At 70.6% G+C, this 26,331-nt stretch carries 24 protein-coding genes; 13 read left to right on the top strand and 11 right to left on the bottom strand.

The window, feature by feature from the left end; genetic code table 11:
* The first annotated feature begins 65 nt into the window (after positions 1-65).
* Together ACFWPS_RS43045 and ACFWPS_RS43040 are read left to right on the top strand one after the other, a co-directional pair.
* Positions 66-698: a uridine kinase gene (locus tag ACFWPS_RS43045; protein ID WP_383716574.1), complete on the top strand. Its 633-nt coding sequence runs from the start codon at positions 66-68 to the stop codon at positions 696-698.
* 113 nt (positions 699-811) lie between these two features.
* Complete coding sequence (locus ACFWPS_RS43040) at positions 812-1,225, top strand: PPOX class F420-dependent oxidoreductase (RefSeq protein WP_383716571.1); 414 nt, start codon at positions 812-814, stop codon at positions 1,223-1,225.
* 23 nt (positions 1,226-1,248) lie between these two features.
* Here ACFWPS_RS43040 and ACFWPS_RS43035 read toward each other — a convergent pair whose 3' ends face one another.
* Positions 1,249-2,376, bottom strand: a complete 1,128-nt coding sequence (locus ACFWPS_RS43035) for a magnesium and cobalt transport protein CorA (RefSeq protein WP_383716569.1) — start codon at positions 2,374-2,376, stop codon at positions 1,249-1,251.
* 290 nt (positions 2,377-2,666) lie between these two features.
* Between ACFWPS_RS43035 and ACFWPS_RS43030 the strand changes: the two genes are divergently transcribed.
* On the top strand, positions 2,667-3,461 hold the full coding sequence (locus tag ACFWPS_RS43030; protein WP_383716567.1) for a methyltransferase domain-containing protein: 795 nt from the start codon (positions 2,667-2,669) through the stop codon (positions 3,459-3,461).
* A gap of 127 nt (positions 3,462-3,588) precedes the next feature.
* Here ACFWPS_RS43030 and ACFWPS_RS43025 read toward each other — a convergent pair whose 3' ends face one another.
* Both ACFWPS_RS43025 and ACFWPS_RS43020 read right to left on the bottom strand, forming a co-directional pair.
* A complete protein-coding gene (locus ACFWPS_RS43025) occupies positions 3,589-4,479 on the bottom strand; it encodes a carbohydrate kinase family protein (protein WP_383716630.1) in 891 nt (296 codons plus the stop codon).
* Between the two features lie 224 nt (positions 4,480-4,703).
* Positions 4,704-5,612 (bottom strand): pseudouridine-5'-phosphate glycosidase, encoded by a 909-nt coding sequence (locus tag ACFWPS_RS43020; RefSeq protein ID WP_383716564.1) that lies wholly within the window; start codon positions 5,610-5,612, stop codon positions 4,704-4,706.
* A 97-nt stretch (positions 5,613-5,709) separates the two neighbouring features.
* Here ACFWPS_RS43020 and ACFWPS_RS43015 point away from each other — a divergent pair, with 97 nt between their 5' ends.
* Positions 5,710-6,138 carry a VOC family protein gene (locus ACFWPS_RS43015; protein WP_383716562.1) on the top strand — a complete coding sequence of 143 codons (429 nt, stop codon included), beginning with the start codon at positions 5,710-5,712 and terminating at the stop codon, positions 6,136-6,138.
* Positions 6,139-6,227: 89 nt separating this feature from the next.
* On the opposite strand, the gene ACFWPS_RS43010 is transcribed toward ACFWPS_RS43015, so the two are convergent.
* Both ACFWPS_RS43010 and ACFWPS_RS43005 read right to left on the bottom strand, forming a co-directional pair.
* Positions 6,228-6,782, bottom strand: a complete 555-nt coding sequence (locus ACFWPS_RS43010) for a methylated-DNA--[protein]-cysteine S-methyltransferase (protein ID WP_383716560.1) — start codon at positions 6,780-6,782, stop codon at positions 6,228-6,230.
* A gap of 50 nt (positions 6,783-6,832) precedes the next feature.
* Positions 6,833-7,702 (bottom strand): glycerophosphodiester phosphodiesterase, encoded by an 870-nt coding sequence (locus ACFWPS_RS43005; RefSeq protein WP_383716557.1) that lies wholly within the window; start codon positions 7,700-7,702, stop codon positions 6,833-6,835.
* A gap of 277 nt (positions 7,703-7,979) precedes the next feature.
* Between ACFWPS_RS43005 and ACFWPS_RS43000 the strand changes: the two genes are divergently transcribed.
* The 7 genes from ACFWPS_RS43000 (at position 7,980) to ACFWPS_RS42970 (ending at position 16,769) form a co-directional block, all read left to right on the top strand.
* The gene (locus ACFWPS_RS43000; protein WP_383716554.1) at positions 7,980-8,846 is read left to right on the top strand and encodes an MHYT domain-containing protein; all 867 of its coding nucleotides are present in this window, start codon (positions 7,980-7,982) and stop codon (positions 8,844-8,846) included.
* 40 nt (positions 8,847-8,886) lie between these two features.
* Complete coding sequence (gene uvrB / locus ACFWPS_RS42995; RefSeq protein WP_383716551.1) at positions 8,887-11,025, top strand: excinuclease ABC subunit UvrB; 2,139 nt, start codon at positions 8,887-8,889, stop codon at positions 11,023-11,025.
* Between the two features lie 157 nt (positions 11,026-11,182).
* Positions 11,183-11,761 carry a TerD family protein gene (locus ACFWPS_RS42990; protein WP_383716548.1) on the top strand — a complete coding sequence of 193 codons (579 nt, stop codon included), beginning with the start codon at positions 11,183-11,185 and terminating at the stop codon, positions 11,759-11,761.
* Between the two features lie 49 nt (positions 11,762-11,810).
* Positions 11,811-13,901, top strand: a complete 2,091-nt coding sequence (locus ACFWPS_RS42985; protein ID WP_383716545.1) for a TerD family protein — start codon at positions 11,811-11,813, stop codon at positions 13,899-13,901.
* Between the two features lie 222 nt (positions 13,902-14,123).
* Entirely contained in the window at positions 14,124-15,125 is a 1,002-nt protein-coding gene (locus tag ACFWPS_RS42980; RefSeq protein WP_383716542.1) for a TerC family protein, read from the top strand.
* A gap of 130 nt (positions 15,126-15,255) precedes the next feature.
* A complete protein-coding gene (locus tag ACFWPS_RS42975; RefSeq protein ID WP_383716539.1) occupies positions 15,256-15,558 on the top strand; it encodes a hypothetical protein in 303 nt (100 codons plus the stop codon).
* A 110-nt stretch (positions 15,559-15,668) separates the two neighbouring features.
* The gene (locus ACFWPS_RS42970) at positions 15,669-16,769 is read left to right on the top strand and encodes a calcium:proton antiporter (protein WP_383716536.1); all 1,101 of its coding nucleotides are present in this window, start codon (positions 15,669-15,671) and stop codon (positions 16,767-16,769) included.
* A gap of 15 nt (positions 16,770-16,784) precedes the next feature.
* Here ACFWPS_RS42970 and ACFWPS_RS42965 read toward each other — a convergent pair whose 3' ends face one another.
* Positions 16,785-18,089, bottom strand: a complete 1,305-nt coding sequence (locus tag ACFWPS_RS42965; RefSeq protein ID WP_383716533.1) for an MFS transporter — start codon at positions 18,087-18,089, stop codon at positions 16,785-16,787.
* A gap of 158 nt (positions 18,090-18,247) precedes the next feature.
* Between ACFWPS_RS42965 and aroQ the strand changes: the two genes are divergently transcribed.
* Entirely contained in the window at positions 18,248-18,721 is a 474-nt protein-coding gene (gene aroQ, locus ACFWPS_RS42960) for a type II 3-dehydroquinate dehydratase (protein ID WP_383716530.1), read from the top strand.
* Between the two features lie 4 nt (positions 18,722-18,725).
* Here aroQ and ACFWPS_RS42955 read toward each other — a convergent pair whose 3' ends face one another.
* The 5 genes from ACFWPS_RS42955 to ACFWPS_RS42935 form a co-directional block, all read right to left on the bottom strand.
* Complete coding sequence (locus ACFWPS_RS42955; RefSeq protein ID WP_383716527.1) at positions 18,726-19,478, bottom strand: amino acid ABC transporter ATP-binding protein; 753 nt, start codon at positions 19,476-19,478, stop codon at positions 18,726-18,728.
* Positions 19,475-20,410, bottom strand: coding sequence for an amino acid ABC transporter permease (locus ACFWPS_RS42950; RefSeq protein WP_383716524.1), 936 nt, complete (start codon positions 20,408-20,410; stop codon positions 19,475-19,477). The genes ACFWPS_RS42955 and ACFWPS_RS42950 overlap by 4 nt, the downstream gene beginning before the upstream one ends.
* On the bottom strand, positions 20,407-21,291 hold the full coding sequence (locus ACFWPS_RS42945) for an ABC transporter substrate-binding protein (protein WP_383716521.1): 885 nt from the start codon (positions 21,289-21,291) through the stop codon (positions 20,407-20,409). Before ACFWPS_RS42945 ends, ACFWPS_RS42950 begins: the two co-directional genes overlap by 4 nt.
* A 341-nt stretch (positions 21,292-21,632) precedes the next feature.
* The gene (locus tag ACFWPS_RS42940) at positions 21,633-22,289 is read right to left on the bottom strand and encodes an MBL fold metallo-hydrolase (protein WP_089100942.1); all 657 of its coding nucleotides are present in this window, start codon (positions 22,287-22,289) and stop codon (positions 21,633-21,635) included.
* A 55-nt stretch (positions 22,290-22,344) separates the two neighbouring features.
* The gene (locus tag ACFWPS_RS42935) at positions 22,345-23,034 is read right to left on the bottom strand and encodes a maleylpyruvate isomerase family mycothiol-dependent enzyme (protein WP_383716519.1); all 690 of its coding nucleotides are present in this window, start codon (positions 23,032-23,034) and stop codon (positions 22,345-22,347) included.
* 224 nt (positions 23,035-23,258) lie between these two features.
* On the opposite strand from ACFWPS_RS42935, the gene uvrA reads away from it, so the two are divergent.
* A complete protein-coding gene (gene uvrA, locus ACFWPS_RS42930; protein ID WP_383716516.1) occupies positions 23,259-26,288 on the top strand; it encodes an excinuclease ABC subunit UvrA in 3,030 nt (1,009 codons plus the stop codon).
* Positions 26,289-26,331: the final 43 nt, after the last annotated feature.

Genomic DNA, 26,331 nt, shown 5'->3' with positions numbered 1-26,331 from the left:
CCGCCGCTGTACGGCCGCGCGACCGGCCCTGCGGGCCCGAACGGCCGACCCGGCATCATGATCCTGTGCGACTCGAAGCGATCACCTGGGACCGGCTCGCCGAGCGCCTCGCCGAGCGGCTGGTCGAACTGAAGCCCGCCGACGGGAGCGCCTGGCCACGCGTCGCCTTCGACGGCGCCCCGGCCGCCCGGCCCGGCGACCTCGCGGAGCGCGTCGGTGAGGCGCTGCGCGTACGGGGCCGGTCGTCGCTCGTCGTGGGCACCGAGGGCTTCCTGCGCCCCGCCTCGCTGCGCCTGGAGTACGGGCGCGGTGACGCGGAGTCGTACTACGGCGGCTGGTTCGACACCAACGCCCTGTGGCGCGAGGTCTTCGGCCCCCTCGACCCCGGCGGGACCGGCCGCGTCCTGCCCGACCTGTGGGACCCGGCCACCGACCGAGCCACTCGCAGCCCCTATGTCCAACTCCCGCCCGGCGGCCTCCTGTTGCTGCACGGACCGCTCCTGCTGCGGCACTGGTTCCCGTTCGACCTGACCGTCCACCTCCTCCTGACCCCGGGCGCCCTGCGTCGCCGTACCCCCGAGACCGACCACTGGACGCTCCCCGCCTTCGAGCGCTACGAGGCCGAGACCGACCCGGCCGGTACGGCCGATGTCCTGGTCCGCGCCGACGACCCGCGGCATCCGGCATGGAGCGGCTGAGCGGCGTCGTGGCGTCGCAGAGGGACGGCCGCGACCGGTCCGGAGCGGCCGGCTTCCGGGGGTGATCCGGCAAACCACTTTTATATGTGCATGCATCTAAGTAGTCTGGCCGTATGCCGACCCCCTCGATCACTCCCGTCACCTTCGACGACTCGCTCCGGGACCTCCTCGACGCCAGGAACTTCGCCAGCGTCGCCACCCTCGGCCCCGACGGTGCCCCGCACAACTCGGTGGTCTGGATCAAACGCGAGGGCGACACCGTGCTCTTCTCCTCCACCGGTGGCCGCCAGAAGGTGCGCAACCTCCGCCGTGACCCCCGCATCAGCCTCACGGTCTTCGACCTGGCCAACCCCTACCACTCGGCCGAGATCCGCGGCACCGCCGAGATCCTCCCGGACGAGGACAAGCGGCTCCCGCACGAGCTCTCCCACAAGTACCTCGGCATCGACCCGCCCGCCGAGAAGGACGACGAGACTCGCCTGATCATCAGGGTCGTGCCGCGCAGGGTCGTCGCCTTCTCCGCCTGAGGTGCCGCTCGCGGGCGAACGGCTCAGAGCCAGCCGTTGCGCCTGAAGCCCCGGTACAGCACCAGACATGCGACGGATATGACGCCGATGACGAGCGGATAGCCGAACCGCCAGTGCAGCTCCGGCATGTGATCGAAGTTCATGCCGTACACACCGCACACCATCGTCGGCACGGCGATCACCGCCGCCCAGGCCGTGATCTTCCGCATGTCCTCGTTCTGCGCGACCGTCACCTGCGCCAGATGCGCCTGGAGAATGGAGTTGAGCAACTCGTCGAAGGCCGCGATCTGTTCCTTCGCCCGCATCAGGTGGTCGAGCACATCCCTGAAGTAGGCCTGTATCTCCGGGTCGATCACCCGTATCGGCCGGGTGGTCAGCTCCTCCATCGGCCTGGCGAGCGGCACCACCGCCCTTTTCAGCTCCAGGAGTTCACGCTTCATCTGGTAGATCCGGCCCGGGTCGGCCCGCGCGCCGTTCTCCGCGAACACGTCCGCCTCGACCTGGTCGATGTCGCCCTGCACCGAGTCCGTGACGCTCAGATAATCGTCGACCACGTGGTCCGCGATGGCGTGCAGCACCGCCGCCGGCCCCTTGACGAGCTGGTGCGGCGTTGCCTCCAGTTCCTCGCGCAGCGGCCCCAGCGAGCCGTGCCGGCCGTGCCTCACCGTGATCACGAAGTCCTCGCCGACGAACACCATGATCTCGCCGGTGTCGACCACCTCGCTGGTCGCCGTCAGCTTCTCGTGCTCGACGTAGCAGACCGTCTTGAACACCGCGAACAGTGTCTCGCCGTACCGCTCCACCTTCGGGCGCTGATGGGCCTCGACCGCGTCCTCCACGGCCAGCGGGTGCAGGTCGAACAGTTCGGCGATGCCCGCGAACTCGTTGTCCGTCGGTTCGTGCAGCCCCAGCCAGACGAACCCCTCGCCCTTCTTGCGGACCCGTTCCACGGCGGAGAACAGATCGCTGCACTCCGGGACCCGCACCCCGTCCTCGTACGTCACGCAGTTGACCACCGAGGAGCCCAGCGGGGACCGTGCGTGATGGTTCAGGTCGACGCGGGGCAACCGCCGGGCCAGCCGCGCCACCCTGCGCAGGCCGCCGGCCCTGCCCAGCCCCGTGACCTTCCGCAGATTCCCTGCCATCGTCATCCGGATCTCCTTGCGTGGATCCACTCGTGCAGCGCTTCCCGCCTTGCCCGGCAAGTCTGCCAGTCCGGTGCGAGACACGGGTAAGCCTGTGGGAACGGCGAGTTCCGGTTGGTTCCCGCCTGTGGACAACCGCGGACAGCCGGATACCGGACTCGGGATCCCGCCGGTCGACCGCCGGTCGACCGCGAGTCGCCGGAGATATTCGAGTTACCCGTGTCCGCCGACGGCACGCTCGCCGCAGCGCAGCGCAGGCCGCCGCGGACAAGCCGGGCAACTGGGATCATCGCTTCATGACCCAGGCCGACGGATATCTCCTCGACAACCGCCAGAGCGAGGCCGGACAGCGCTTCGACGCCTTCGCGAGCCTCTTCGACCCGACCACCTTCCGCCACCTTGAGGCATTCGGTCTCGGAGCAGGCTGGCGCTGCTGGGAGGTCGGGGCCGGCGGCACCTCCGTGGTGTCCTGGCTGGCCGAGAAGGTCGGGTCGACCGGTCAGGTCGTCGCCACGGACATCGACACCTCGCTGCTCGCCACGGCCGCCCACGCACCCGTTGAGGTCCGTACCCACGACGTCGGCGCCGAGGAGCCGCCGGGGGAGGGCTTCGACCTGGTGCATGCCCGGCTCGTCCTGGTCCATGTGCCCGACCGGGAAAGGGCGTTGCGCTCCATGATCAAGGCCCTGCGTCCCGGCGGACATCTCCTGATCGAGGACGCCGACCCTGCCCTCCAGCCCCTGACCTGTCCCTACGAGTACGGCCCCGAGCAGCAGCTCGCCAACCGCCTGCGCCAGGGCTTCCGCAAGCTTCTCACCGAACGCGGCGCCGACCTGTCGTACGGCCGTAAGCTCCCGCGGCTGCTCCGCGAGGCCGGGCTGCACCAGGTGGAGGCCGACGCCTACTTCCCCGTCGCCTCGCCCGCCTGCACCGCCCTGGAGACCGCCACCGTCCGACAGATCCGCGACCGGCTCGTCACGGCCGGCCTGGCCACCGACGCGGAAATCGACCAGCACCTGGCCAACGTGGCGACGGGCAGCATGGACCTCGCCACCGCCCCGATGATCTCGGCGTGGGGCCGAAAGGCGTAGGCCCGCCGACGCCTGGCGCGGTGCTGCGGTCGGTTGCGTCCGCTCCGGGCGGGGTGCTGCGGTCGGTCGCGCAGGCTCCGGGCGCGGTGCCGTGATCGGTGGTGCCGATTCCTGGCGGGTGCCGTGGTCAGTCGCGGGCGGGCGGTCTCGCGCCCACGCGTTCCACCGCTCGCGCGCCCGCCCGGCAGCCCCGCGCCGCCGCCTCCCGGGCGTCCGCGCCGGCGACCAGCGCGGCGAGGAACGCCCCGGTGAAGGCGTCACCGGCGCCCGTGGTGTCCCGGGGCGTCGCCGGTGCGGCCGGGATGCGTGCGAGGACACCGCCCGACCGGGCCACCAGCGCGCCGTCCGCCCCAGTCTTGGCCACCACCAGCGGTACCTGGCGGCTCAGCTTGGCCGCGGCGTCCGCCGGATCGGGCAGCCCCGTCAGCAGACAGGCCTCGTCCCGGCTCGGCAGCAGGACGTCCACCCCCTCGACGAGCTCCAGAAAGCGGTCCACGCCCAGCGCCATGAGAAAGCCGGCCGACGCCGGGTCCAGGCTCACCGGCACGCCACGCGCGCGTGCCGCCGCCAGCGCCACCGCCACCAGCGCCCGGCTCGGTTCGGAGAACAGCAGATAGCCGGAGAGATGCAGCCGGGCCACCCCGTCGAGCAGCGCGTCCGACCAGTCGGCGGGCTCCAGCCGCAGGGACGCCCCGCTCTCCGTGAGGAAGGTACGCTCGGCCGAGGCACCGTTGTCGACCAGGCAGATCACTGTCCCCGTCGGGGCCTCGGGATCCACCACGAGCCGGGGCCGTACCCCGGCGGCGACCAGCTCCTGCTCGTGCCACCGGGCCGCGTCCGCGCCCACCCGCCCCAGCAGCCGTACGTCCGCGCAGCCCGTGTGGGCGGCCCAGCAGGCGACATTGGCGCCCGCCCCGCCGGGCAGGGTCCGGATCGCGGCGCCCGTGTCGGTGCCGGCCGCGAGCGGCCCCCGGTATCGCGCGACGACGTCGGTGACGACATCCCCGATGACCAGCAGGGCCCCGCCCGAGCCCGGCGCCCCGTCCCCGTCCGGTACCCCGTCCCCGCCCGAGCCCGGCGCCCCGCCCCCGTCCGGCGCCCCGCCCCCGTCCGGTACTCCGTCCCCGTGCGGCGCTTCGTCTCCGTCCGGTGCCCGGTTCCCGGGCGGTGTCCCCTCCCGGTCAGGCGTCCCCTCCGCGTCCGCTGCCGCGGCATCGCCCGGCCGTGCCTCCCGCTCGGTCGTCACCCCCGGGCCCACGCCGAGGCGATCCGCGCCGCCAGCCGGACATTGCCGCGCACGGCGGCCAGGTTGGCCTCCAGCGAGGCGCCGTCCGTGTGCCGGACCAGATAATCGAGCAGGAACGGCGTGACCGCCTGACCGGCGATCCCCTCCGCGTCGCACGCGTGCAGCGCGTCGGCGAGCACGCGCGCGTGCAGCGCGGGGTCTAGCTGCTCCGTCTCCGGGACGGGGTTGGCGACGATCAGCGCCGTGTCCGCCGCGTCGAGCGCGTCCTGCGCCCGCATGACGTCCGCGACCTGCTCCGGGGTCTGAAGCGTCCAGTCCACCGGATGCCCGGAGTCGGAAAGATAGAAGCCGGGGAAGCGGTCGGTGCCGTATCCGGCGACGGCCACGCCCAGGGTCTCCAGGCGCTGGAGGGTGGCCGGCACGTCCAGGATCGACTTCACGCCCGCGCACACCACCGTGATCCGGGTGCGCGCCAGCAGGCCCAGGTCGGCGGACTCGTCCTGAGTCGCCGTCCACTCGCGGTGCACCCCGCCGAGACCGCCCGTCGCGAACACCCGGAGGCCGGCGAGCGCCGCCAGCTGCGCCGTCGCCGACACGGTGGTCGCCCCGCTCGCCCCCGCCGCCACGGCGAGCGGAAGGTCGCGGTGGCCCAGCTTGCGGATCCCGTCCTCGTTGGCGACCCGTTCCAACTGCTCCTTGTCCAGGCCGACATGGGGCCGCCCGTCCAGCACGGCGATGGTCGCGGGCACCGCGCCCGCCCGCCGTACCGTGTCCTCCAGCTCCAGCGCCACCTGGAGGTTGCGCGGGCGCGGCAGCCCGTGCGCGATGATCGTGGACTCCAGGGCGACCACCGCACGACCCGCGCCGAGAGCCTCTCTGACCTCTTCAGACACCACCAGCACCACGCCTGCCTCCTGTCCGTCGGTCTTCCCTCATCTCTGGCGGAAGCCGCACCCGGCTAAACGCTTGCGGCCTGTGGGGGACGCCACCAGCCTGGGCGGCATGACGAATCACCCGGTACGTCTGGACCACGTCGTCCTCTGGGTCGCCGATCCGGCCGTCGCGGCCGGCTTCTACGAGCGGATGCTCGGCCTGGAGCCGCTGCGGATCGCCGAGTTCACCGCGGGAGAGGTGCCCTTCCCCTCCGTGCGTGTCAACGAGGAGACCATCATCGACCTTGCGCCGCTCACCCTCGCCGAGCGCATGCCCGCACTCCCCGGCGCCGCCGACAGCGCGGGCCACCCCGTGAACCACGTCTGTCTGTCCCTGCCGTCCGGCGCCTTCGACGCCCTGCGCGCCCGCCTCGCCGAGCACGCCGTCCCCATGACCGACATCGGACACGACTCTTTCGGAGCCCGGGGCAAGGCCCCGCGCAACTTCTACTTCCGGGATCCCGACGGCAACGTCGTGGAGGCACGGCACTACGGCTGACCGCGCCGGCGGGGCGCTCCCCGACCGGGCGCGGGGCGCGCTCCCCGACCGGGCACGGGGCGCGTGCCCCCGGGCCCCGGGAGCGTGCCTCAGAACAGCGGCTCGGGCAGCACACCCTCAAGGGCGAGCAGCTTCCGCTTGGTCTCCAGACCGCCTCCGAACCCGCCGATCCCGCCGTCGCTCTCCACCACCCGGTGACAGGGCACGACGACCGGCAGCGGATTGGCGCCCATCGCCGCGCCCACCGCCTGCGCCGCGCCGGGCTGCCCGACCCGCCCCGCCAGATCGCCGTACCCGACCACCGTGCCGTACGGGACTCCGGCGGCCAGTTCGCGCAGCACCTGCCGGTTGAAACCGGAGATCAGCGACCAGTCCAGCGGCAGGTCGAAGTCCTGCCGCCGGCCCGCGAAGTACGCCCGCAGCTGGGATATCGCCTCGGCCAGCACCGGCTCCGCGGGATCCTCGACGGGCTCGGTGCCCAGCCGGGCCGCCAGCCGCTCCACCGTCCGCTCCCGTACCGCCTCGGTCGCGTGGAACACCACGTTGACCAGGCCACTGCCGGTCGCCGCGAGCAGCAGCGGACCGATGTCGGTGCCCACGACGGCCCACACCACCCGCTGCCCGTACTGCCCTTCGCTGTCCATGCGTCCCACCGTACGGCCCGCCACTGACAACGCCCGCCGCCCGGCCGCGCTCAGCTCGCCCGCAGCGCGGCCCGCACCACGTCGGGTCTGTTGGTGATGATGCCGTCCACGCCGTAGCCGACGGCCTTCCAGGTCGTGACGGCGTCGTTCACCGTCCAGGTGAAGACGCGCAGCCGCCTGCCGTGCGGCCCGTCGACCGAGTGCACGGTGTTCACATAGCCGACGGAGATCGAGTCCACCGAGGGGTTGATCAGGTCGGCGAAGCCCGCGTACCGGTGCAGGGACGCCACGGACGGTGTGCCGAGGTAGCCGGTGGTCACGCCGGGCCGGAGATCGTGCACGATGCGCAGGCTGTCCGCGCTGAAACTCTGCACGACGAGCCGGCCCAGGTGTCGGCGGTCCAGCCAGCCCTCGTCACCCAGCAGCTTCAGGATCTGCTGCTCGATGCCGGGGTACAGCTCCGGGTTCTTGATCTCCAGGAGCAGTCTCTCGTGGTTGTGCTCGACCCGGCGCATGTATTGCGCCAGCGTCGGCACGCGTGTGCCTCTGTACGAACGGGAGAACCAGCTGCCCGCGTCCAGCCGGGCGATCTCGGCCGCGGTGAAGTCCTTCACCTTCCAGGGCGCCCGGCCGGGAAAGACCTGTTCGACGTCGGTGGTGCGCTGGAGGCTGTCGTCGTGGATGACGACGAGTCGGCCGTCCTTGGTGCGCTGGACGTCGTTCTCGACCCAGGTGAAGCCCAGTGCGGCCGCCTTGTCGATGGCGGCCAGCGTGTTCTCCGGGGCGTAGGCGGAGGCACCCCGGTGCGCGAGCACCGCGGGCTCGGCGGCGTCGCCGGCCCGGGCGGCGGGGACGGGGCTCAAGAGGGCGGACGCTCCCAGCAGCGCGGTGGCCGTGGCGGCGACTGCGCGCGCGTGCATGCGTACTCCTCGCGTCGAGTGACTACGGACAGCACAAGAGTGACAGCAGTGAGTCAACAGTGGTCGGGTACGGGATGGCCACAGATTGAATGGAGTTACCCAAGGCCGCTCACCGTTGCCGCACAACTGCGGCAAGGGCGTGTTTCTTTGCCGGAAAATCGTTCGACCATTCCGGCGCGGGTCATACTCTCTGCGTCAACCCTGGCCGCTCGGGCGGTCCTGGGACGGGGGCGCATTGCATATATTCCGGGTCGCAAAGGGTGAAGGGCAGCCGCGCATGCAGGGCACGGTCGACGGATTCAGCTATGGGGTCGTCACCCCGCTGGTGGCCTATCTGATGGCCTGCCTCGGTGGCGCCCTCGGGCTGCGCTGCACGACCCGGGCGATGCTGGTGGCGCACTCCTGGCGGCCCGCCTGGCTCGCCCTCGGCTCTGCGGCGATCGGCTCCGGCATATGGACCATGCACTTCGTCGCCATGATGGGGTTCAGCGTCAAGGAGACGCCGATCCACTACGACAAGCCCCTCACCTATGCGAGCCTCGGCCTCGCCATCGTCATGGTGAGCGTCGGGATCTTCATAGTCGGCTACCGGGGCGCCACCGGAACCGCGCTCTTCACGGGCGGCACCATCACCGGTCTGGGCATCGCCTCGATGCACTACCTCGGCATGGCCGGCCTGCGCCTCAACGGAACGCTGGAGTACAACACGTTCACGGTGGCCGCGTCGGTCGTGATAGGGGTCGTGGCCGCCACCTCGGCCCTGTGGGCGGCCGGGCAGGTCCGCGGCTTCCTGTGGAGCGTCGGAGCGAGCCTCGTCATGGGACTCGCCGTCAGCGGCATGCACTACACCGGCATGGCCGCCCTCACCGTCCACCTGCACAGCGCCGGCGTGACGTCCCCGGGCGACTCGCCCGCCTCCCTGCTCGCCCCCATGCTGATCGGCCCGCTGGCCTTCCTCTGCCTCGCCGCGGTCGTGGTGATCTTCGACCCGCTGATGGTCACGGGCAAGCCCGACCGGCTCCGCGTGGAGCACAAGCCGGGCGTCCCGGCCGGCGAGGTCAGCCACCACCCGGGTCGCCGCCCGCAGCTCCGCGTCGGCCGCCAGCAGAGCCACCACAGCTCGCGCACCCCGCAGAACCGCTGATCAGAACCGGTTGTCAGTCCGGGGTCGTACGGTGGAGACCATGCGGCCCGTTTCCCACATCGAACGCACGGTGGCGCCCTTCGAGGTCGTCAGCCCGTACCAGCCCAGCGGCGACCAGCCGGCGGCCATCGCCGAGCTGGCCAAGCGCATCGAAGGCGGCGAAAAGGACGTCGTCCTCCTCGGTGCGACCGGCACCGGCAAGTCCGCCACCACCGCGTGGATGATCGAGAAGCTCCAGCGCCCCACCCTGGTGATGGCGCCGAACAAGACGCTGGCAGCCCAGCTGGCCAACGAGTTCCGCGAGCTCCTCCCGAACAACGCGGTCGAATACTTCGTCTCGTACTACGACTACTATCAGCCCGAGGCGTACGTCCCGCAGTCGGACACCTACATCGAGAAGGACTCCTCGATCAACGAGGAGGTCGAGCGGCTGCGCCACTCCGCGACCAACTCGCTCCTCACCCGGCGCGACGTGATCGTGGTCGCCTCGGTCTCCTGCATCTACGGCCTCGGTACCCCGCAGGAGTACGTCGACCGGATGGTCCCGCTGCGCGTCGGCGACGAGATCGACCGCGACGACCTGCTGCGCCGCTTCGTGGACATCCAGTACACGCGCAACGACATGGCGTTCACCCGCGGTACCTTCCGCGTCCGCGGCGACACCATCGAGATCTTCCCCGTCTACGAGGAGCTCGCTGTTCGGATCGAGATGTTCGGCGACGAGATCGAGGCGCTGTCCACGCTGCACCCGCTCACCGGCGAGATCATCAGCGACGACCGGCAGCTGTACGTCTTCCCGGCCTCCCACTACGTCGCCGGCCCCGAGCGCATGGAGCGGGCCGTCAACGACATCGAGAAAGAACTGGGGGAGCGCCTGGCGGAGCTGGAGAAGCAGGGCAAGCTCCTGGAGGCGCAGCGGCTGCGCATGCGCACCACGTACGACATCGAGATGCTGCGCCAGATCGGCTCCTGCTCCGGTGTGGAGAACTACTCGATGCACTTCGACGGCCGCCTGCCCGGCTCGCCGCCGAACACCCTGCTCGACTACTTCCCGGACGACTTCCTGCTCGTCATCGACGAGTCGCATGTCACCGTGCCGCAGATCGGCGCCATGTACGAGGGCGACGCCTCCCGCAAGCGCACCCTCGTGGACCACGGCTTCCGGCTGCCCTCCGCCCTGGACAACCGCCCCCTGAAGTGGGAGGAGTTCCAGGAGCGGATCGGACAGGCCGTGTATCTGTCGGCGACCCCCGGCACATACGAGCTCTCCCGTGGAGACGGCGTCGTCGAGCAGATCATCCGCCCCACCGGCCTCGTCGACCCGGAGGTCGTCGTCAAGCCCACCGAGGGCCAGATCGACGACCTGGTGCACGAGATCCGCAAGCGCACCGAGAAGGACGAGCGTGTCCTGGTCACCACGCTCACCAAGAAGATGGCCGAGGACCTCACCGACTACTTCCTGGAGCTCGGCATCCAGGTGCGCTATCTGCACAGCGACGTCGACACCCTGCGCCGCGTCGAGCTGCTGCGCGAGCTGCGCTCCGGCGAGTACGACGTCCTGGTCGGCATCAACCTCCTGCGCGAGGGCCTCGACCTGCCCGAGGTGTCCCTGGTGGCGATCCTCGACGCCGACAAGGAGGGCTTCCTGCGCTCCGGCACCTCGCTGATCCAGACCATCGGTCGCGCGGCGCGCAATGTCTCCGGCGAGGTCCACATGTACGCCGACAAGATCACCCCGGCGATGGAGAGGGCCATCGACGAGACCAACCGGCGCCGGGAGAAGCAGGTCGCCTACAACACGGCGAACGGCATCGATCCGCAGCCGCTGCGCAAGAAGATCAACGACATCGTCGCCCAGATCGCCCGCGAAGAGGTCGACACCGAACAGCTGCTCGGCTCGGGCTACCGCAAGCTGAAGGACGGCAAGGGCGCCAAGGCTCCCGTTCCGTCCCTGGGTGACAAGGCGGCCAAGGGCGCGAAGGCCGGCAAGGGCAGGGCGAAGGAAGCGGTGCCCACCGATCGTCCGGCGGCCGAACTCGCCGAGCAGATCGAGGAGATGACGGACCGTATGCGTGCCGCCGCCGCGGATCTGCAGTTCGAGATCGCGGCCCGGCTGCGCGACGAGGTCTCCGAGATGAAGAAGGAACTGCGCCAGATGAGGGAGGCGGGCCTGGCCTGACCACCGGGTTGCCGCCGGACCCCGGCAAGGGCGCGAAGTGTTGCAAGACCGACACAAAGCGCGGGCCGGGGTTCGGCGCTGTCAGTGGCGCTGCATAGGGTTTCGGGCAACCGCGCACTTCGCGGCAACCGGGGACATCCGACGAGGGGAAGCAGCCGTGACCGTCAACATGACCAAGGGTCAGGCCATCAGCCTGGAGAAGAAGGACGGCGGCTCCCTGAGCGCGGTCCGCATGGGTCTTGGTTGGAAGGCGGCGCCCCGGCGCGGGCTGTTCGGTTCGCGCACCCGTGAGATCGACCTGGACGCCTCGGCGGTGCTGTTCGCCGACAAGCAGCCTGTCGACGTCGTGTTCTTCCGGCACCTGGTGAGCGACGACGGCTCGGTCCGTCACACGGGCGACAACCTCGTCGGCGGCGCGGGCCAGGGCGGCGACGACGAGGCCATCCTCGTCGACCTCGCGCGCGTCCCGGTCCATGTCGACCAGATCATCTTCACCGTCAACTCCTTCACCGGCCAGACCTTCCAGGAAGTGCAGAACGCCTTCTGCCGGCTGGTCGACGAGACCACCGGCCAGGAACTCGCCCGCTACACGCTGGACGGCGGCGGCGAGTACACCGCCCAGATCATGGCGAAGGTGCACCGGTCGGGATCCGGCTGGACGATGACGGCCCTGGGCGTCCCGGCCAGGGGCCGCACCTTCCAGGACCTGGTGCCGTCGATCGTGCCGATCCTCTAGCAGCGGCCCGGCGGCACCCGAGGACACGACACACAGGGGGACATGGGCAATGACGGCCGAGCTGGTGCGTGGGCAGAACCATCCGCTCTCGCGGAACCGGATCGAGATCCGGATCTCGGCCGACAGGCCGGTCGTGGCCGGGGCCACCCTCGCGGACGAGAGCGGCCGGGTACGGGACGCCGACGGGGTGGCCCATCCGGGCGCGCCCACACTGCCCGGGATCGAGGTCTCCCGGCAGGCGGCCGCCGAACACCGGCTCGCCGTGGACCTCGACGCCATGCCCGAGACCGTGCACCGGGTCAGCGTCCTGATCGCCCTGCCCGCCGCGCCCGGCGGTCCGCTCCGCTTCGGCGCCCTCGCCGCACCGCGTGCCGCGGTCACCGGCCTCGACGGCGCCGAGGTCGCCGGCTACACCCTCACCGGCCTGGATGCCGAGTCGGCGGTCGTCGCCCTTGAGCTCTACCGCCGCCAGGCCGTCTGGAAGATCCGTGCGGTGGGCCAGGGCTACGCGGACGGCCTCACGGCGCTCCTCGCCGACCAGGGCCTGCCCCAGGCTGCCGAACTCGCCCGCGCGATCGAGGACGCGGTGGCGCGCGGCCTGGCCCGCTCGGTCCCGGCGCGCACCACTGACACCGACCGCTCCCGTCGTACGGCCGGCTCCGTCACCGGCCCCGACCCGCGGGGCACCGCCCCCGCCGCCGGGTCTCCGTACGACGTCCAGGCCCCCGGCGACAGCGCCGGCCGGCCTGCCCCTTCCGAGGGACCCGCCGGGATGACCCCGGCGCCCGACGGCGGCCGGCCCCCGGCTTCCGGCGAATCGGACCGGCTCCCGGCCTCCGGCGGACCGGGCGGGGCCTCGGCCTCCGGCGGACCGGGCGGGCCCTCGGACGCCGTCGGTTCGGGCGTCCCGGCGGCCGCCACACCCACCGGCGGCCCCATCGACTACACGCATCCGAAGCGCCGCCAGGCGTCCGCGCCCCCGGCCCCCGAGGCTCCCACCCCGGCGGACGGGCCGGCGCCGCCTGTCGCCGGTGACGCGGTCGGCTGGTCCATGGACGAGCGGCTCTACAACCAGGTCTGGGGCATGTTCGAGGACCTGGCCCGCTCCACCGCCGCCTGTCGCAGCGCTCTCGACTTCGCCGAGTCGCGCATGGAGAAGGAGCTCGACCAGGTCCTCTCCGACCCGCGCAGCCGACTGGGCTCGGCGGGCGACGCCGCTCGCGAGGCCGCCCAGGCCCGGCAGGCCCAGCTGGTCGACCAGGCCAGGGCGGCCCTCGACCGGGACCTCGCCCAGCTCTCCGCCGAGTCCGAGGTCGTCGAGCCCGCGCTGCCACCGGCGTACGCCCGCTGGGACAACCCGGTCTGGCACGGCTACCGGGTGCCGGCGGAGCCGCCGATGGCCATCCGGCTGGGCGACCTCCACCTCCCGGAGAGCGCCCCGCTGCGCATCCCGATGCTGGTCCGGCTGCCCCTGGAGCGGGGCCTGTGGATCGACAGCGGTGTGCCCGACGGGTCTCCGTACGAGGAGGCGGGTGAGCTGCGGGACCTCGCCCTGCGTACGGCGATGGCGCTCGCGGCCCGGCTGCTCGCGGTCCATCCGGCAGGGGAGTTCGGCGTGCAGGTCATCGATCCGGCCGGTGCCGGCGCGTCCGCGCTCGCCCCGCTGACGGGTGCCGGTGCGCTGGACGCGCCGCCCGCGACGGGTGCCGCCGGTGTGGCGGGCACGCTGGGGCGGCTCACCGAGCGCGTCGACCTGGTGCAGATGGCGGTGCGCGGTGGTGCGTCCGACGCGCTGCCGCCCGGTCTGGACCCCTCGCGGCAGCTGCTGATCGTGAACGACTTCCCGCACGCCTTCGACGACCGGGCCGTCAACCAGCTGCGCTATCTCGCGGACGAAGGTCCGGACGTCGGCGTCCATCTCCTCCTGGTCGCCGATCGTGAGGACGCCGCCGCCTACGGCCCGTTGCTCGATCCGCTGTGGCGTTCACTGATGCGACTCACCCCGGTACCGGACGATCACCTGGCCGACCCGTGGGTGGGGCATGCCTGGACCTACGAGCCCTGCCTCGTACCACCAGGCAGCCATGTGCTCCAGCAGGTGCTCACCCAGCTCGCGGCAGCCCGTGCCAAGCGTATGTAAAGGTCTCCGACCAGGTGATTTGGTCTTTATTTTGCCAAGCACTTTACCTTCCCTTGGTGATTGGGGTAGTGTTTTCCGTACGGAGGGGAGTACTCCCTGTCTGCTGCGACGTACCCGTCAATGCGGATCCGATCGGATCCCGGGGCGTCGGCCCGTCCCGGATGGAAGAGACCTCCGGTAGCGCAACGCCGAATCTTTGCCGTTCACTAACCGGAGGAAACAGTGGATGTATCCGTGACCCTGTGGGTCCTTACCATCCTGGGTCTGGCCGCCCTGATCGCGGTCGACTTCTTCATCGGCCGCAAGCCGCATGACGTATCCGTGAAGGAAGCCGGCATCTGGACCGTGGTCTGGATCGCCCTGGCCGGACTCTTCGGCCTCGGCCTGCTCGTCTTCGGCGGCGGCCAGCCCGCCGGCGAGTTCTTCGCGGGCTTCATCACCGAGAAGTCGCTGAGTGTCGACAACCTCTTCGTCTTCGTCCTGATCATGGCGAAGTTCGCCGTGCCCTCGCAGTACCAGCAGCGGGTGCTGCTCGTCGGTGTCCTCATAGCCCTGGTACTGCGGGCCGTCTTCATCGCCGCGGGCGCCGCGATCCTCGCCAGCTTCTCGTGGGTCTTCTACCTCTTCGGTGCCTTCCTGATCTGGACCGCCTGGAAGCTGATCCAGGAGGCCCGGGCCGACGAGGAGGATGCGGAGTTCGAGGAGAACAAGCTGCTCAAGGCCGCGGAGCACAGGTTCGGCGTGGCCGACCGCTACCACGGCACCAAGCTGTGGATCCAGCAGAACGGCAAGCGGGTCATGACCCCGATGCTGGTCGTGATGCTCGCGATCGGTACGACGGACGTGCTGTTCGCGCTGGACTCCATCCCCGCGATCTTCGGCCTGACGCAGGACCCGTACATCGTCTTCACGGCCAACGCCTTCGCGCTGATGGGCCTGCGGCAGCTGTACTTCCTCATCGGCGGACTGCTGAGGAAGCTGGTCCACCTGTCCTACGGTCTGTCGATCATCCTCGGCTTCATCGGCGTCAAGCTGGTGCTGCACGCGCTGCACGAGTCCGGCGTCCATGTCCCGGAGATCAGCATCCCGGTCTCGCTCGGCGTGATCTGCGCGGTCCTGATCGTCACCACGATCACCAGCCTGCGGGCCTCCGGGAAGCAGGCGGCGGCCGAGGCGGCGCAGGCTCGGAGCGAAGGCGCTCCGAAGGACAGCATCGACGTCTGACCACGTCGGACGTAGGAACAACCACCCCGCGCAGTGGTGCGAAGCGCATTGCCGACCCACCTCTCAGGCTGCTTCGTTGGGTGGCGGAACGTCCCCGGTCCGGGGGCGCCGCCGCCCGGTGGAGGCAACCGTGACATTCGTCCAGATCATCGACTTCGAGACCGACCGCATCGACGAGATGAAGGCCCTCGCCGACGAGATGGGCAGCCGGCTCGTCGGCCGTGAGAACAGCCCGACGCGCCGCCTGATCCTCAGGGACCGGAGCCGGCCCGGCCACTACCTCGGCGTGATCGAGTTCAACTCCTACGAGGAGGCCATGCAGAACAGCAGCGACCCCGAGACGAGCAAGTTCGCCGAGCAGATGGCCGCCCTGTGCACCCGGCCGCCGTCCTTCACCGACTGTGACGTCGTGGACCTGACCGACTTCACGTAACCGCCCGCCCGCACCCGTACGAGCCGGGGGCCGTGCCGCACCGGCGGCGGGCCCCCGGAGCCAGAAAGGACCGGAATGCGAAGCCTCAACGCCTCTGCCACCATCGCTGCATGATCACTCGGCTCAGGTCGCTCACCACCCAGTGGACGCTCCTCGTGCCGGTGCTCGCGGTCGTCCTGCTCCTGTTCACCTGGGGCCGCAGTCTGCCCGGCACGGTCGTCGCGCTGGTGACCGTGGTCCTCGCCGGATCGGTCCTCGCCGCGGTCCACCACGCCGAGGTCGTGGCCCACCGGGTCGGCGAACCCTTCGGCTCGCTGGTCCTCGCCATCGCCGTCACGATCATCGAAGTCGCCCTGATCGTCACCCTCATGGCCGACGGCGGCCCCAAGAGCTCCACCCTGGCCCGGGACACCGTCTTCGCCGCCGTGATGATCACCTGCAACGGCATCGTCGGCCTCTGTCTCCTCGTCGCCTCGCTCCGCCACGGCACCGCGGTCTTCAACCCCGAGGGCACCGGCGCCGCGCTGGCGACCGTGGCCACCCTGGCAACGCTCAGCCTGGTGCTGCCGACCTTCACCACCAGCAGACCGGGCCCGGAGTTCTCCGGCGTGCAACTGACGTTCGCGGCCCTGTCGTCACTGATCCTGTACGGCCTGTTCGTGGCGACCCAGACCGTGCGGCACCGCGACTACTTCCTGCCGATCACCCGGCAGGGCGAGGTGATCACCGCCGACGACCACGCCGCGGCCCCGACCGCGCGCGCCGCCTGGACCAGCCTCGGCCTGCTGGGGCTCGCTCTCGTCGGGGTCGTCGGACTGGCCAAGGGCGTGTCGCCGACGATCGAGTCCGGTGTCGCGGCGGCCGGACTGCACCAGGCCGTCGTCGGTGTGGTCATCGCCCTGCTGGTGCTGCTCCCCGAGACCATCGCCGCCCTGCGCTCGGCCCGCCGTGACCGCGTGCAGACCAGCCTCAACCTGGCGCTCGGTTCGGCCATGGCCAGCATCGGCCTGACCATCCCCGCTGTGGCCCTCGCCTCCGTCTGGCTCTCCGGCCCCCTCGTCCTCGGCCTGAGCGCCACCCACATGCTGCTGCTCGCGCTGACCGTGGTGGTCAGCTCCCTGACCGTGGTGCCGGGCCGGGCCACACCGCTGCAGGGCGGCGTCCACCTGGTGCTGTTCGCCGCCTACCTGGAACTGGCGATCAACCCGTAGCCGGTCCGGAAGCCCTCACCCGGCGACCGGCTCGACCACCGCCACCGGCACCGGACGCGTCTCCGGCAGCAGCGCGAAGCACCCCAGGCTCAGCAGCGCGATCGCGGTCAGATACGCCCCCACGGCCCACGGCACACGGCCACTGTGCTCCGCCAGCGCCGTCGCCACGATCGGCGTCAGCGCGCCCCCGAGGACCCCGCCGAGGTTGTAGCCGACGGCGGCACCGGTGCAACGCACCCGGGGCTCGTAGAGCTCCGGCAGATAGGCGGCGATCACCGCGAACATGGTGATGAAGGCGACCAGGGCACCGGTGAACCCGAGGAACATGAGCAGCGGCTGACCGGTGGCGAGCAGCGCGACCATCGGGAACATCCACAGCGCCGAGGCCGTGCACCCCGCCAGGCACAGCGGCTTCCGCCCGTAGCGGTCGCCCAGCAGGGCCATCACGGGCGTGAGCGACCCCTTCACCACTACGGCGGCCATGATGCAGGTCAGCATGACGGTACGGCTCACCCCGAGCCGCTCCGTCCCGTACGCCAGCGACCAGGTCGTCACCGCGTAGAACACCGCGTACCCGATCGCGAGCGCCCCCGCAGTCAGCAGCACCAGCCGCCAGTGGTGCCGTACGACCTCGGCGAACGGCATGCGCGCGGGATCGTCGATCTCCAGGAACTGCGGACTCTCGGCGAGTGACGAACGCAGCCACAGCCCGCCCAGCGCCAGCGCCCCGGCCGCCCAGAACGGCACCCGCCAACCCCACTGCGCGAACTGGGCGTCCGTCAGGGACGCCGACAGGGCCAGCATCACGCCGTTGGCGAGGAGAAAGCCGATGGCCGGACCGATCTGCGGAAAGCTCGACCACAGGGCGCGCCGTCCGGCGGGCGCGTGCTCCGCGGTCAGCAGGACTGCTCCGCCCCACTCCCCGCCGACCCCCAGCCCCTGCAGGAAGCGCAGCACCAGCAGCAGTACGGGAGCGGCCGTGCCGATCGAGCCGTACGTCGGCACGCACCCGACGGCGACCGTCGAGGCACCGGTCAGCAGCAGGGACGCGACGAGGACCGGACGCCGGCCGCGCCGGTCCCCGAGGTGCCCGAACAGCACCGAGCCCAGCGGCCGGGCCACGAACCCCACACCGAACGTCCCGAACGCCGCCAGCGTCCCGGCGAGCGGCGAGAACGTCGGGAAGAACAACGGTCCCAGGACGAGCGCCGCGGCCGTCCCGTAGGCGAAGAAGTCGTAGAACTCGATCGCGGTCCCGGCGAGCGAGGCGGCCGCCAGCCGCAGCATCGAGGGGGCCCTTACGGTGCGTGCATCATGCATGCTCCGTCAACTACCCAGGGTGATCGAGAGTTACGGGGGCGCACGGAGGTGAGACGCCCCGCACGGGAGCCGCCGCGCACCGTGATACACCGGACTGAGCAGCGGTCCTTCCCGGGCCGTTCGCCTTTCCCATGGATTTCCCACGGACCGGAGGAATCGTGCCCCGCACCCTGGCCAACGCCCCGATCATGATCCTCAACGGGCCCAACCTGAACCTGCTCGGTCAGCGCCAGCCCGAGATCTACGGCTCCGACACACTCGCCGACGTCGAGGCCCTGTGCGTCAAGGCGGCGGCCGCGCACGGCGGCTCGGTGGACTTCCGGCAGTCCAACCACGAGGGCGAACTGGTCGACTGGATCCACGAGGCACGCCTCAACCACTGCGGGATCGTCATCAACCCGGGCGCCTACTCGCACACCTCGGTCGCGATCCTGGATGCCCTCAACACCTGTGACGGGCTGCCCGTGTTGGAGGTCCACATCTCCAACATTCACAAGCGCGAGTCGTTCCGGCACCACTCCTACGTCTCCCTGCGCGCCGACGGAGTGATCGCCGGATGCGGCGTGCAGGGCTATGTGTTCGGCGTGGAGCGGGTGGCGGCGCTGGTCGGCGCCGCGACCGCGGACGCGTAGCGCCTCAGAGCCGTCCGGCCTCCACGATCCGCCGCAGGAAACGCCGGGTGCGCTCCTGCTGCGGGTCGCCGAACACCTGCTCGGCCGTGCCGTGTTCGAGTACGACGCCGCCGTCGAGGAAGCAGATCTGGTCGGCGACGTCCCGGGCGAAGCCCATCTCGTGCGTCGCCAGCACCATGGTCATTCCCTCGCCCTTCAGATCACGGACCACGGTGAGCACCTCGCCCACCAGTTCCGGGTCGAGGGCGGCGGTGATCTCGTCGAGCAGCAGCAGCCGGGGCCGCACCGCCAGGGCGCGCACGATCGCCACCCGCTGCTGCTGACCGCCGCTCAGCCGGTCGGGGTAGGCACCCGCCTTGTCGCCCAGTCCGAGGCGCTCCAGCAGCTCCCTGGCCCGCTCCTCGGCCTCCGTGCGGGAGGCGCCGTGCACCCGCCGCGGCGCCAGGGTGATGTTGTCCAGCACGGTCATGTGCGGGAAGAGGTTGTACGCCTGGAAGACCACCCCGATACGGCGGCGCACCGCGTCCTGGTCGGCGCGCGGGTCGGTGATCTCCTCGCCGTCCAGCCAGATCGCGCCGTCGTCGATCTCCTCCAGGAGGTTGGCGCAGCGCAGCAACGTCGACTTGCCGGACCCGGAGGCGCCGATCAGCGCCGTCACCGTGTGCGGGGCGACCTCCAGGTCGACGTCCCGCAGTACGACGGAATCCCCGAACGCCTTGCGGACGGACTCCATGCGCAGGACAGGCGCGTCGCTCATATGGATCCTCCCTGGGCGCGCTGCCGGTCCATGCGGGCCGTCACCCAGTCCGTGAAGCGGGTCATCGGGATGGTCAGCGCGACGAAGACCAGCCCCGCGATGATGTACGGCGTGTAGTTGAGGCTGCGGCCGACGATGATGTCCGCCGCCCGTACGGCGTCGATCGCGCCGCCGATCGACACCAGACCGGTGTCCTTCTGGAGCGACACCAGGTCGTTCAGCAGCGGCGGCACCTGGCGCCGTACCGCCTGGGGGAGTACGACGTAGCGGAGCGCCTGCCGGTTGGTGAGGCCGAGCGAGCGGGCCGCCGCGCGCTGCGAGGGGTGGACGGACTCGATGCCGGCGCGGAACACCTCGGCGACGTAAGCGGAGTACGTCAGCGTCAGCGCCGTACCGCCCAGCAGCACCGGGTCCACCGTGACGCCCTGGAGCCGCAGCGCCGGGACCCCCAGGACCACGATCATCAGGTTGATGATCAGTGGCAGCCCGCGGAAGAAGTCGGTGTACGCGGCCGCCAGCGCCCGCAGCGGGAAGAACACCGGTCCGCGCAGCGTGCGCGCGATGGCGATCAGCATGCCGAGGACCAGTACGGCGGCACCGCAGACGACCAGGAGCCGGACGTTCAGCCACAGCCCCTCGAGGACCTTCGGCAACGCCTCGCGCGCGTACTGCCCGTTGAAGAAGGTCTCCTTGGTGCGCGGCCAGCCGGGCGCGCTGACCACGACCAGGTAGAGCACGGCCGCCGTGACCAGCGTCGAGAGCGCGGCGATCGCGGTGGCGCGGCGGGCGCGGGTACGCCGGTAGCGCTCCCGCTCCAGCCGTCGTGCGGACGGGGTGTAGCCGTCGTCGGGGGCGCCCTGCGGGGCGCCGGCCGACATGTCACCCTTGTCGTCCGCGTCCTCCTGGCCGGACTCGTCCTTCGTGACGGTCACTTGAGCACCGGGGCGTCGACGGCGTCGGAGAGCCACTGCTTCTCCAGCTTCGCCAGCGTGCCGTCCTTGCGCAGCGCGTCGACCGCGCCGCTCACGCACGAGGTGAGCGCACTGCCCTTGTCGAGGACCAGGCCGAACTGCTCGGGCGTGCCGCCCTGGTTCTCGAACTGACCCACGATCTTCGCGTCCGTCACCTCGGCCGCCGTGATGTAGAAGGCGGTCGGCAGGTCGGTGACGATCGCGTCGACCTGGCCGTTCTTCAGCGCCGACTTGGCCTGGTCGTTCTTGGCGTACACGGCGGGCTCCTGCGACGGCTTCACCACGTCGGTGATGTAGTCGAGGCTGGTCGTGCCGACCTGGGCGCCCAGCTTGAGGCCCTTGAGATCCGCGATGCTCGTCGCCTTCGCGGCCTTGCTGCCCTTGAGCGCGATGACCGCCTGGCGCACGTCGTAGTAGCCGGACGAGAAGTTCACGGCCTTCTTGCGCTCGGTGCTGATGGACACCTGGTTGATGTCGAAGTCGAAGGTCTTCACACCGGGCGCGAACGCCTTGTTGAACGGCACGCTCTGCCAGACGACCGCGCTCTGGTCGTACCCCAGCTGCTTCGCCACGGCATAAGCGACCGCCGACTCGAAGCCCTTGCCGTTGGCCGGCTTGTCGTCCTTGAACCACGGCTCGTACGCCGGTTCGTCCGTCGCGATCGTCAGCTTGCCGGAGGTCTTGGTGGCCAGTTCGCCCTTGGCGCAGGTGGTTCCGGCCGACGAGGAGGACGTGCCGGACGCCTTCTCCTCCGGCTGCGGAGCACAGCCGACGGCGGTGGCGAGCAGGGCTATGGTGGCGGCGGCGGCAGCGCGACGCAGCGCGCTCGGGGCAGGGTGCATGGCGGGAGAGTGACAGCGAACGCCGTGTTTGTCCAGGTCAAGTGGGTATCTGTCCGCATGCTGGGAACGGGTGTTGCGGTCTTGTGAACGGCACGCGCGGGGGGGGGGGGGGAGCGGACAGGCCGGGGCCGCCGGTCGAGGGCGGGGAATGAGGACCGGCGGCCCGTACCGCGCAGGAGCCGTCATCCTGTGCGGGGCTGCCACCAGTTGACTGCGTGACGGCGCGCGCGGGGAGCGTGCGCTGGAGGCCGGCGCGTGCGAACCGTTCACACGGGGCGCGCGTGAAGGCACGCGCGCCTGCGCTCACCACCCACGCCTGTGCTCATCATTCGCGCCCGCGCTCACCACCCGCGCGCGTGCCACTCCGGCAGGTGCGGGCGCTCCGTGCCCAGCGTGGTGTCGTTGCCGTGCCCCGGGTACACCCAGGTCTCGTCCGGCAGGACGTCGAAGATCCTCGTCTCCACGTCGTGGATCAGGCTGGCGAAGGCCTTCGGGTCCTTGCGCGTGTTGCCGACGCCGCCAGGGAAGAGACAGTCCCCGGTGAAGACGTGCGGATGGCCGTGCGGGTCGTCGTAGACCAGGGCGATGGAGCCCGGGGTGTGGCCGACCAGATGGCGGGCGGTCAGTTCGACACGGCCGACCCGGATCACGTCGCCGTCGCCGACGAGGACGTCGGTGGTGACCGGGATGCCCGGGGCGTCCTCCCGGCCCGCGTACGTCCGCGCACCGGTGGCGGCGACGACCTCGGCCAGCGCCTGCCAGTGGTCGCCGTGCTGATGCGTGGTGACGACGGACGCGATGCCGTCGTCACCGATCATGCCGAGGAGTGTCTCCGCGTCGTTGGCCGCGTCGATCAGCAGTTGCTCGTCGGTGGCGCGGCAGCGCAGCAGATAGGCGTTGTTGTCCATCGGCCCGACCGCGATCTTGGTGATCATCAGGTCCTTGAGCTCGTGCACGTCCGCCGGTCCGCCGACCGTCACCTCTCCGCTGTACGTCATGGCGATCAGCCTATAGCGGGGAGTGGGCGCCGATGTGCCGTGCGCTGCACGCGCGCTACAGCGGCGGAAGCGCGGGCAGGGCGCCGCCCTTCACGACCAGGGCCGAGCCGTCGCGGCGGCCGGCGAGCCAGCCCAGCAGGTCGGCGGCGGACCCCTCGACGGCCACCGGACCCCCTGGCGCGCCGCCGCCCGTCGTCCAGACCCGGCCGCTGTCGCTGCGCAGACCGGTCGACGGGATCTCCTGGTGCCCGCCGAAGCGTTCCGCGAGAAAGTCGATCTCCCGCTCCGTGAACTCCTCCGGCAGGTCCTCCAGCTCGTACCCGATCCCGAGGTCGACATGGTGCAGCTCGACCTCGGCCCAGCGGCGGAACGGCACCTGGGCCGCGCTGTCGGTGACCCCGTTGCGCAGCTCCACCGTGCGCGTCCAGTCCGCGGGCTCGGCCGCCCGGGCCCGGAATCCGGCGTGGCTCTCGCGCAGGTCGTCGAGCTGTACGCCGAGCGCGCGCGGTGCGTCACGCTCGATGTCGGCGTCCCGTGCCTCGGCGGAGGCGTACATGGGACGTCCGTCCAGGACGTTGGCGAGCGCCTCCGCGTTACGGGCGAGGTGGGCCAGGACATGGCCGACCGTCCAGCCCGGCAGCCGTGACGGTCGCACGCCGGCCGCGTTGTCCAGTACGGCGACTGCGGTGAGGAGCCGTTCGGTCGCTTCGTGTACAGACGCCAGGTCATGAGCGTGATCAATCATGGGGCTGACAGTAGCCCCGCCACACCTTCGGGTGAAGGTTTCGCACGAGCTCCGTAAATCGAATGCGCGTGCTATATCGTCGGTGGCGGCGTCGGGCATGCTGGATGGTCCGGGATTGTTGATGCATCCAGGAATCCGACCGGCGTTGTCAGTGGCTCCCCCTAGTCTGAAGAAGCACGGGGCCCTGCCCCTGTCACTTCTCTCAAGAAAGGTGCGGACCGGCTGTGGCCGACCGTCTCATCGTCCGTGGCGCGCGCGAGCACAACCTCAAGAATGTCTCGCTCGACCTGCCTCGTGACTCGCTCATCGTCTTCACGGGCCTGTCCGGGTCGGGCAAGTCCTCCCTGGCCTTCGACACGATCTTCGCCGAGGGCCAGCGGCGCTACGTGGAGTCGCTCTCCTCGTACGCCCGCCAGTTCCTCGGGCAGATGGACAAGCCGGACGTGGACTTCATCGAGGGCCTGTCCCCGGCGGTGTCCATCGACCAGAAGTCGACCTCGCGCAACCCGCGCTCGACGGTCGGCACCATCACCGAGGTCTACGACTACCTGCGGCTGCTCTTCGCGCGCATCGGCAAGCCGCACTGCCCCGAGTGCGGCCGGCCGATCTCGCGCCAGTCGCCGCAGGCCATCGTGGACAAGGTCCTGGAGCTCCCGGAGGGGAGCCGTTTCCAGGTGCTCTCGCCGCTGGTGCGCGAGCGCAAGGGCGAGTTCGTCGACCTCTTCGCCGACCTCCAGACCAAGGGCTACTCACGCGCGCGCGTGGACGGCGAGACCGTCCAGCTCTCCGACCCGCCGGCGCTGAAGAAGCAGGAGAAGCACACCATCGAGGTGGTCGTCGACCGTCTCACGGTGAAGGACACCGCGAAGCGCCGTCTCACCGACTCCGTGGAGACCGCGCTCGGCCTGTCCGGCGGCATGGTCGTGCTCGACTTCGTCGACCTCCCCGAGGACGACCCCGAGCGCGAGCGCATGTACTCGGAGCACCTGTACTGCCCGTACGACGACCTGTCCTTCGAGGAGCTGGAGCCCCGCTCCTTCTCCTTCAACTCGCCCTTCGGCGCCTGCCCCGAGTGCACCGGCATCGGCACGCGCATGGAGGTCGACCCGGAGCTGATCGTCCCGGACGAGGACAAGTCGCTCGACGAGGGCGCCATCCACCCCTGGTCGCACGGCCACACCAAGGACTACTTCGGCCGTCTGATCGGCGCCCTCGCGGACGCGCTGGGCTTCCGCACCGACATCCCGTTCGCCGGGCTGCCGCAGCGCGCCAGGAAGGCCCTGCTCTACGGCCACAAGACGCAGATCGAGGTCCGCTACCGCAACCGGTACGGACGCGAGCGCGTGTACACCACGCCCTTCGAGGGCGCCGTGCCGTTCATCAAGCGCCGGCACAGCGAGTCCGAGAGCGACGCCAGCCGCGAGCGCTTCGAGGGCTACATGCGCGAGGTGCCCTGCCCGACCTGCCAGGGCACCCGCCTCAAGCCGATCGTCCTCGCGGTCACGATCATGGAGAAGTCGATCGCCGAGGTCTCCGCGATGTCCATCAGCGACTGCGCGGAGTTCCTGGGCGAGCTCAAGCTCAACGATCGCGACAAGAAGATCGCCGAGCGGGTGCTGAAGGAGGTCAATGAGCGACTGCGGTTCCTGGTCGACGTCGGCCTGGACTACCTCTCGCTGAACCGCGCGGCCGGCACCCTCTCCGGCGGCGAGGCCCAGCGCATCCGCCTGGCCACCCAGATCGGCTCCGGTCTCGTCGGCGTCCTGTACGTCCTCGACGAGCCGTCGATCGGCCTCCACCAGCGCGACAATCACCGGCTGATCGAGACCCTGGTCCGGCTGCGCGACATGGGCAACACGCTCATCGTCGTCGAGCACGACGAGGACACCATCAAGGTCGCCGACTGGGTGGTCGACATCGGCCCCGGCGCCGGCGAGCACGGCGGCAAGGTCGTGCACAGCGGCTCCCTGAAGGGGCTGCTCGCCAACGACGAGTCGCAGACCGGCCAGTACCTGTCCGGCAGGAAGTCGATCCCGCTGCCCGACATCCGACGCCCGCAGGACCCGTCTCGCCGGCTCACCGTGCACGGCGCCCGGGAGAACAACCTCCAGGACATCGACGTGTCCTTCCCGCTGGGCGTGTTCACGGCAGTCACGGGCGTGTCCGGCTCCGGCAAGTCGACGCTGGTCAACGACATCCTGTACACGCACCTGGCCCGCGAGCTGAACGGCGCGCGGAACGTCCCCGGCCGGCACACGCGCGTGGACGGCGACGACCTCGTGGACAAGGTCGTGCACGTCGACCAGTCGCCCATCGGCCGCACCCCGCGCTCGAACCCGGCGACGTACACCGGCGTCTTCGACCACATCCGCAAGCTGTTCGCCGAGACCACCGAGGCGAAGGTCCGCGGCTACCTGCCGGGCCGCTTCTCCTTCAACGTCAAGGGCGGCCGCTGCGAGAACTGCGCGGGCGACGGCACCATCAAGATCGAGATGAACTTCCTCCCGGACGTCTACGTCCCGTGCGAGGTCTGCCACGGCGCCCGGTACAACCGGGAGACCCTGGAGGTCCACTACAAGGGCAAGTCCATCTCCGAGGTCCTGAACATGCCGATCGAGGAGGCCACGGGGTTCTTCGAGGCCGTCCCGTCGATCGCCCGCCACCTGAACACGCTGAAGGACGTCGGCCTCGGCTACGTCCGCCTCGGCCAGTCCGCCACCACCCTGTCCGGCGGCGAGGCGCAGCGTGTGAAGCTCGCCAGCGAACTGCAGAAGCGCTCCACCGGGCGCACGGTCTACGTCCTCGACGAGCCGACCACCGGTCTGCACTTCGAGGACATCAGCAAGCTGCTGAAGGTCCTCGGGGGCCTTGTCGACAAGGGCAACACGGTCATCGTCATCGAGCACAACCTCGACGTGATCAAGACCGCGGACTGGGTCGTCGACATGGGTCCGGAGGGCGGCGCCGGCGGCGGACTCGTCGTCGCGGAGGGCACGCCCGAGGAGGTGGCGGGCATCCCGGCCAGCCACACCGGCAAGTTCCTGCGCGAGATCCTCGGCGCCGACCGCATCAGCGACGCCAGCTCGGTGAAGGCACCGCGCCGGACAGCGGCGAAGAAGACGGTCGCGGCCAAGTCGACGGCGAGGAAGACGGCGACCGCCACGACCGCCAACAACACGGCCACGAAGAAGGCGGCCGGGGCCACGAAGAAGGCGACGCCCGCGAAGAAGACGACGCGGGCCCGCAAGGCCTGAGGCCCCGAGGCACCTGCTCCGGCAGATCCAGAACGAGCGGCGT

Source organism: Streptomyces sp. NPDC058457 (assembly GCF_042720695.1).
Taxonomy (GTDB): Bacteria; Actinomycetota; Actinomycetes; order Streptomycetales; family Streptomycetaceae; genus Streptomyces.
Note: the sequence above shows the minus strand (reverse complement) of the source record. Positions and strands in the feature narration are given on the sequence as shown.